We start from the raw sequence: 7,294 nt of genomic DNA on the forward strand, positions 1-7,294 counted from the left end.
AGGAGGTGAGGCCGTCGACTCGGTGACCCGCACCTCGTTGTCTTGGCAATCCATCCCGCCCGGATGCCGGCCGGGGGCTTCGGCTCCCCGGCCGGACACGCCTGTCAGCGGTCGCCTGTCAGCGGGCGCCTGTCAGCGGGCGCCTGTCAGCGGGCGCCTGTCAGCGGGCGCCTGTCAGCGGTCGCCGAACCGCCGCCGCGCCGCCTCGATCACGCCGGTGTCGGCGAAGCCCTCGAACGCCCGCTCGTGGTAGCGCCGGGGGATGATGCGGGCGATCTCCTCGCGGTAGTTCGCGCCCGAGCGCGGGAGCCGTACCTGCGGATGATGGCCCAGCCGTACGGCCAGCGGCCCGGCCGCGCGCACCGAGCGCGCCCACGTGCCGCCCGCGCCCGTCACCGCGCACATGTGGTGCGCGTAGACCCACTCCACCTCGGCGACGCTCGCCACGTCGGCGGGGTCGGTGCCGAAGACCTCCACCGCGCAGACGATCCGGCCGTCCTTCTCGGTGAAGCCGTGGCCGTGCGCGTGGTGCTCGGCGAGCGAGGCGTTCTCGAGGACCGCCGTCACGCGGTCGGCCAGCTGGCGGCGCACGCGCTCCTGGTCGCCCTCCCGCGTCAGCGCCACCAGCACGCATCCGGCGGCGACGAGGAGCGCCAGGATGAGGCCGGCGCGGACTTTGGTCATGTGGACCGCCTTTCCGCTCGTCGTTCGGGTCGGGTATCGGGGCGATCGCCTCCACGGGTTCCCGGAGGTTCCACGGGTTCCGGGACAGACGGGCTCCGGGCCAGACGGCTTCCGGGGCGCCGGGGCGCCCCGGCCGGTGGGCCCGGGATCCCCCAGCGGACCCACCGGCGTGCGGGGCTCAAGCCCGGGCGGCCGGGGCGCGGGCGAGCACGCCCCGGCACGGGGATCACGGGCTCGAGCAGGTGAGCGCCGGCGGCGTGGACGGCGCCGTGCCGGTGGCGTTGAAGCCGAACGTCGTGCTGGCGTTCGGGGCCAGCTGGCCGTTGTAGGAGGCGTTGCGCACGGCGACCTCCGGCGGCTGGCCGACGAGCACGCCGTTCCACGGGGCGCCCTCGAAGCCCTGGCCGCCGGTGTAGGTCCAGCGGACCGTCCAGCCGTTGATCGCCGCCGCCCCGGTGTTGCGTACGGTCACCTCGGCCTGGAAGTGGCCCGGCCAGCCGGTGGTCGGGACGGTGCGCCACGTCGCGGTGCAGCCCGCGCCCGTCGGCGTGGCGGTCGGCGTCGACGTGGGCGTCGAGGTGGGGGTGGAGGTCGGGGTCGACGTCGGGGTGACGGACGGCGACGGGGTCGAGCCGCCCGGGCCCACGCCGGTCACCTCGCCGTTGCCGCCGTCGAAGACCACGTCGGAGCAGCTGTAGAAGTTCTCCTGGCTGTCGGACCTGATCCAGTGGATGAAGATGATGTGGCGGCCGGTCTTGCCGGAGGGCAGCTGGAGGTTCCAGTAGTAGTAGTTCAGCTCGCCCGGCCCGCCCGACTGCGGCGGGTTGGCCACGCTGCCGATGGACTCCAGGTCGGCCCACCTCAGCGGCGCGTTGGGGTTCCAGCCGTTCTTGGTGATGTAGACGACGAACGAGCCGGGGTGCGCCGCCCAGTTGCTGTGCCGTACCTGGATGGTCCTGCCCGCCGTCAGGTGGGTCAGCGGCCAGTCGTTGCGCACGGCGTTGTAGGGCGTGAAGTCGTACGGCCCGCCGGTGCCGCCGCTGCAGATCTGCCCGTCGGGGATGAACCCGGTGGTCCGGCCGCCGCCGTCGGAGCGCAGCACGGCGAACCAGTTGTACAGCGGCGTCGTGCCGCTCTGCGCGACCGCCGCCGCGCAGGCCGGGTTGTAGGGGATGATCTGCCCGTTCTCCCGCAGGCCGTCCTGCCAGCACAGGAACGTCCGGCTGCCGGGGAACATCGTCACGCCGTGGGCCTGGGCCGGGGACGGCCCGACGACGACGCAGGTCGCGATGAGCATCGCCGCCAGTAACACCATGCGGCGAAGGAGTCTCATGGTCACGGGGGATGTGCCTTTCCGCGTCTGGTACGGCATGCCGTACCGCACTCACGATCCGCCCGCCCGGCGCTTCGCGGTGACCCCGCACGAGTGAGCGCAGTCAAACACGACCTTCACAGGGTCGGCAAACCGCTGTGAAACTTTCACGACCATGGGGCTGTTCGCCCAGGTGGCGCGGGTGCGCGGGAGCCGTGAGCTTGCGGACGGCCGGGGCGAGGACGACACTCCGGCTTCTGGGAGCGCTCCCAACCGTCCACCGGCAACGGAAGGAAGAGGGCATGATCAGAGCGATCCTGGCCCTGCTCGGCATGATCGTCGCGACGGCGGCCGCCACGGCCGTCCCGGCCCACGCCGCGCCCGTGATCTGCGAGAAGTATGGCTCGACCGCCATCCAGAACGGCCGCTACATCGTCCAGAACAACGTCTGGGGCGCCGACACCGCCCAGTGCATCGACGTCAACCAGGCCGGCGGCTTCACCGTCACCCAGGCCGCCCACAACAACCCCACCAACGGCGCCCCGGCCGCCTACCCCTCGATCTTCGCGGGCTGCCACTACGGCAACTGCACCACGGGCAGCGGCCTGCCCATGCGCGCCGACGCCGCGGGCTTCGCCGCCCTGCGCAGCTCGGTGAGCATGACGTATCCGAGCAGCGGCACCTACAACGCCGCCTACGACCTGTGGTTCGACCCGACGCCGCGCACCGACGGCCAGAACACCGGCGCCGAGCTGATGATCTGGCTGAACAAGCAGGGCTCCATCCAGCCCATCGGCTCCCAGGTCGGCACCGTGAACCTCGCCGGGGCCACCTGGCAGGTGTGGTTCGGCAACATCGGCTGGAACGTCATCTCCTACGTGCGCACCAGCCCGGCCACGTCGATCGACTTCACCGTCGACACCTTCTACGCCGACGTGGTCGCTCGCGGGTACGGCCAGCGGTCCTGGTACCTGACCAGCGTCCAGGCCGGGTTCGAGCCCTGGGTGGGCGGCGCGGGGCTGGCGGTGAACTCCTTCAGCTTCTCCACCTCGGGCGGCGGCGACACCACCCCGCCCAGCACCCCGACCGGCCTGCGGGCGAGCGACGTGACGGCCACGGGCGCGACGCTGTCGTGGAACGCCTCCACGGACACCGGCGGCAGCGGGCTGGCCGGTTATGAGATCCTCCGCGCCACCGGATCGGGCGCCTTCACCCAGGTCGGCACCTCCACGACGACCTCTTTCACGGACTCCGGTCTCACTCCGGCGACGACGTACCGCTACCAGGTGCGGGCGCGTGACGGCGCGGGCAACCGTTCCCAGCCGTCCGACCCCGTCACCGTGACCACGCAGAGCGGCGGAGGCGGCGGCGGATGCGAGGTCACCGCCGCCACCCAGAGCCAGTGGGGCAACGGCTACGTCATCCAGGCGACCGTCACCAACGCGGGAAGCACGACCATGAACGGCTGGACCGTCACGTTCACGCTGCCCGCCGGGCACACGATCACCGGACACTGGAGCGCCGAGGTCAGGGTGTCCGGCGACACGGTCACGGCGCGCAACCTCTCCTACAACGGCACGCTGGCGCCCGGGGCGAAGGCGTCCTTCGGCTTCCAGGCCAGCCGTCCGAACGGCGACACGCGGCTCCCATCTGGATACACCTGCTGATCCGGGTTCCGGTCGCCGGGTGAGCCGGGGCAGCGGTGCTCGGCCTCGCCTCGCCGGCCACCCGGCTTCCGGAACGCCTCGACGCTCCCGCGCGCCGACGACGCGGCGCGCGGGAGCGTGTCGGCGGTCTTCCACAGGGCCGGCCCAGGCCGGAAGCCCGGCCGCAGGCCGTCAGGAATCGAGAAGCGCGGATCACCGGGCCGCACCTAGCGTGACAGCCATGGCTACCATCGAATTCGTCACCCTTGAGGTGGCCGACGTCGAGGCCGCCAAGCGCTTCTACTCCACCGCCTTCGGGTTGGACAGCTGGCTGCGCCTGCGGGCCTCGGAGGCGCCGACGACCGGCTTCCGCGGGTTCACGATGTCGCTCATCGTGTCCCAGCCGGCCACCGTCAACGGCCTCATCGGCGCCGCCCTCGACGCCGGCGCCACGGCGTTGAAGCCGGCCGCGAAGTCGCTGTGGGGCTACGGCGGCGTCGTGCAGGCCCCGGACGGGACGATCTGGACGGTCGCCACCTCGGCGAAGAAGGACACCGGCCCGGCCACCCGGCGGATCGACGAGGTCGTGCTCCAGCTGGGAGTCGCGGACGTGGCCGCGAGCAAGCGGTTCTACGTCGGCCGCGGCCTCACCGTGACGAGGAGCTTCGGCCGCAGGTACGTGGAGCTCGCCGATCCGTCGAGTCCCGTCAAGCTGACGCTCTACAAGCGTCGTGCCCTGGCCAAGGTCGCCGGCGTCGCTTCCGACGGCACCGGATCGCACCGGCTCGTCATCGGCAGCGACGCCGGGCCCTTCACCGACCCGGACGGCTTCGTGTGGGAGGCGGCCTCCCTATAACGGCAAAGGCTTCTGATCCGGGAGCCACACCAGGTCGCGGCCCGCCGTACAGGATCGACAGGACTGGAGGGCCTCCTTCGGGTGTTGCGGGCGGGACAAACGATCAGACGGCTCACATTCAGCGGGACACAACGATCGCGAGCCTTGGCGCGCCCGCCCTCCTGACGGCGATCACGGGACTTCCTAGCGGGTCGCGTCCAGGACCGGTTTCACGTCGACGATCGGGGTGCCGTCGACGGCCTCGAGATCGGCCACCCGCACCCGAAGCCCGTCGATCTCAAGCACCCGGACTCGGTGCAGGCCGACGGGGTTGGGCCGGTCGGCGGAACGGGTGCTGAAGACACCGGTCAGCGGGTTGCGTGGATCGTCGCGCGGATGTACGGCCAGCACGGATCGGTCGGCGAGGTGCAGCCACGTGAGGACGAACACCTCATCGCCCACCGTAAGATCACGGATGCCATCGGCCACGGCGGGGTCGAACGCCAGCCAAGCCTCGGGAGCGCCCTCCACACCCTGCTTCGGAGCGCTCGCGCGATCCGTCAACGGCGACTCGACGGCTCCGATGGGAAGAATCTCGTACGTCATGACTTCTCCGTCCCGTGAGCCGGCCCGATGTGTGGTCTGGGCGTCGTCTTCCTCCTCCACCCGGACGAAGCCCACCGAATGAACGGCCAGACCCAGGATCCCGCCGACCAGGACGACCACTCCGGCGATCATCATGATGTGCCAGAAACCGGCGACCACCCCGATGAAGCCGAGCCCGAGCGCCGAGCCTTTCGCCACGCGCACGAAAACGGACGTCGTCGCGCGTCGCCGGTAGGTCTCCTGCCGGTTCAGTACGACAAGAGCGGCCAGAAGCGGGATGGCCAGCGAGAACGCGATCACGCAGATCTTGGCGGACAGATCGAGGGGGGCGGTTCCCGGCGTCAGGAACGGCTGGACGAAGACGACCCCGATGCCGATCAGGCCGCCGTACATCAGGTTGTCCTGCCGGAGGGTCTCCTCCACCTGCCCTGCCGTCCGTTTCCGCCACCATTCCACTTGCGCGGCGGCTTGCCGCTCCCACCACTCTGCGCTCTGCGTGTTCTCGTCCACGGCGACCATTGTGCAGGCGACGGCGATTCCTGAGTGAGGCGCCTGGCTAGCCGTCCGAGCCCGCGGCAGCCGACGGCGGAACCTCCACGACGAAGCACAGGAAGCTGAGCTTGGTCGACACGTCATCGAAGTCGTCGGGGAACACCTCGCGGGCGGCCGGGTCGACCTGCGGCTCGCTGATGACGGCAAGGCGGAAGCCCGCTGCGGTGAAGGCGCCGGTCATCGCCTGCAACGGCCGGCGCCAGAAGACCATCGGAAAGGACCGCCCGCCGAACGTCCACTCGTCGGTATTGCTGGTGGTCGCGAAATAGCTGGGCCGAGGAGGACTCTGGCACAGGTGGTCCACGAAAGGATGGCTCACCGACGCGATCAGCTGGCCGCCGGGCCTGAGCACGCGGCGCATCTCGGCCAGCGTCGGCCCCCAGTCCTCCAGGTAGTGCAGCACCAGCGACGCGACCACGTCGTCGAACGTGCCGTCGGCGAACGGCAGCGGATCACGCAGGTCGGCCACGTGCAGGTCCGCGTCGTCACCGAGCCGCCGCCTGGCCAGCGCCAGCATCCCGGCGCCGGCGTCGACGCCGGTGACGACGGCGCCGCGGTCGCGTAGCGCGGCGGACAGCGGGCCTGAGCCGCACCCGGCGTCCAGGATCCGGCGGCCGGCCACGTCCCCGGCGAGGGCCAGGATCGCGGGCCGCGCCAAGTATGCGTTCAGGAGGCTGTTCTCGGTTTCCGCCGAGTACGCCTCGGCGAAGCTGTCGTAGTCGTTCGCCTGGGCCGGATCCGCGGGCCGGGTCGCGGGCGAGACCCAGTCAGGTTGCCGCGGTGTGAAGATCTCGGGCCCGTCGCTTGTGCGTTCCATCATCGCAGCCTAGCGATCTTCGGCCGCGTTGAGCGGCCTATGGCGCTCGCATTCGTCTTGGCCGGACCGGCGTCATGGTGGGCAGATTCCGGTGGCCCAGCGATGAGTTCCGAGCAGGAGACGGGTCGACTCAGGCACGAGACCGACGAGAGGAACGTCATGGACAGCGCAGGGACCCCCGAGAGCATCGGCATCACGCCCACCCCGTCGCTGCCGGACACGGAACGGCAGACCGCCGCGGGGAAGGTGCTCTGGCACTTCACCATGTCGCTGGACGGGTTCGTGGCAGGACCGGACCATGCCATGGACTGGATGACGGGTTTCTCCTCCCGCCCCGGCCTCATCGAGGAATATGCCGAGACGACCGGCGCCGTGCTGGGCGGCCGGAAGGGCTGGGACGCCTTCCCCGATCCCGGCAGCATCTACGGCGGCGCGTGGCAGGGTCCGCTCTTCGTCCTGACGCACCATCCTGAGGACGCTCAGCCCGCTCCGGGCGCGACGTTCCTGAACTGCGATGTGGCCGAGGCGGTCCGGATCGGGCTGGAGGCCGCCGGCGGCAAGAACCTCGAGGTCTTCTCGCCCACGATCGGCCGGCAGCTCCTCGAGCGCGGACTGATCGACGAGATCGACCTGCACGTCGCGCCGGTGCTGCTCGGCGACGGGGTCCGGCTGTTCGACAACCCCGGGGGCGCCCCCGTCCGCCTCGAGCTCCTCAACGGCGACGATCCGTCGGCGGTGGTGAACCTGCGCTACCACCCGGTCGCGGCCGACCGCAGCGGTTAGGAAGGCATCCGGGGCTGAGAGCCTGCTGACGAAGGGTTTGGTCGGTACGGCCGAGTTGG

Annotated in this window: 7 protein-coding genes; 3 read left to right on the plus strand and 4 right to left on the minus strand. The window is 70.9% G+C overall.

The window, feature by feature from the left end:
* Positions 1-174 precede the first annotated feature (174 nt).
* Positions 175-684 (minus strand): hypothetical protein, encoded by a 510-nt coding sequence (locus BSB02_RS15955; protein ID WP_084959624.1) that lies wholly within the window; start codon positions 682-684, stop codon positions 175-177.
* A gap of 226 nt (positions 685-910) precedes the next feature.
* Positions 911-1,999: a lytic polysaccharide monooxygenase gene (locus BSB02_RS15960; RefSeq protein ID WP_240506448.1), complete on the minus strand. Its 1,089-nt coding sequence runs from the start codon at positions 1,997-1,999 to the stop codon at positions 911-913.
* Positions 2,000-2,298: 299 nt separating this feature from the next.
* Between BSB02_RS15960 and BSB02_RS15965 the strand changes: the two genes are divergently transcribed.
* Both BSB02_RS15965 and BSB02_RS15970 read left to right on the plus strand, forming a co-directional pair.
* Complete coding sequence (locus tag BSB02_RS15965) at positions 2,299-3,663, plus strand: GH12 family glycosyl hydrolase domain-containing protein (protein WP_084959628.1); 1,365 nt, start codon at positions 2,299-2,301, stop codon at positions 3,661-3,663.
* Between the two features lie 220 nt (positions 3,664-3,883).
* A complete protein-coding gene (locus tag BSB02_RS15970) occupies positions 3,884-4,498 on the plus strand; it encodes a VOC family protein (RefSeq protein WP_084959630.1) in 615 nt (204 codons plus the stop codon).
* Positions 4,499-4,681: 183 nt separating this feature from the next.
* On the opposite strand, the gene tsaA is transcribed toward BSB02_RS15970, so the two are convergent.
* Together tsaA and BSB02_RS15980 are read right to left on the minus strand one after the other, a co-directional pair.
* Entirely contained in the window at positions 4,682-5,593 is a 912-nt protein-coding gene (gene tsaA, locus BSB02_RS42250; protein ID WP_240506449.1) for a tRNA (N6-threonylcarbamoyladenosine(37)-N6)-methyltransferase TrmO, read from the minus strand.
* Between the two features lie 46 nt (positions 5,594-5,639).
* Positions 5,640-6,452, minus strand: coding sequence for a class I SAM-dependent methyltransferase (locus tag BSB02_RS15980; RefSeq protein ID WP_084959650.1), 813 nt, complete (start codon positions 6,450-6,452; stop codon positions 5,640-5,642).
* A gap of 159 nt (positions 6,453-6,611) precedes the next feature.
* On the opposite strand from BSB02_RS15980, the gene BSB02_RS15985 reads away from it, so the two are divergent.
* Positions 6,612-7,235 (plus strand): dihydrofolate reductase family protein, encoded by a 624-nt coding sequence (locus tag BSB02_RS15985; protein ID WP_084959632.1) that lies wholly within the window; start codon positions 6,612-6,614, stop codon positions 7,233-7,235.
* Positions 7,236-7,294 lie beyond the last annotated feature (59 nt).

Origin of the sequence: Thermoactinospora rubra, assembly GCF_002093975.1 — a bacterium.
GTDB lineage: Bacteria > Actinomycetota > Actinomycetes > Streptosporangiales > Streptosporangiaceae > Nonomuraea > Nonomuraea rubra_A.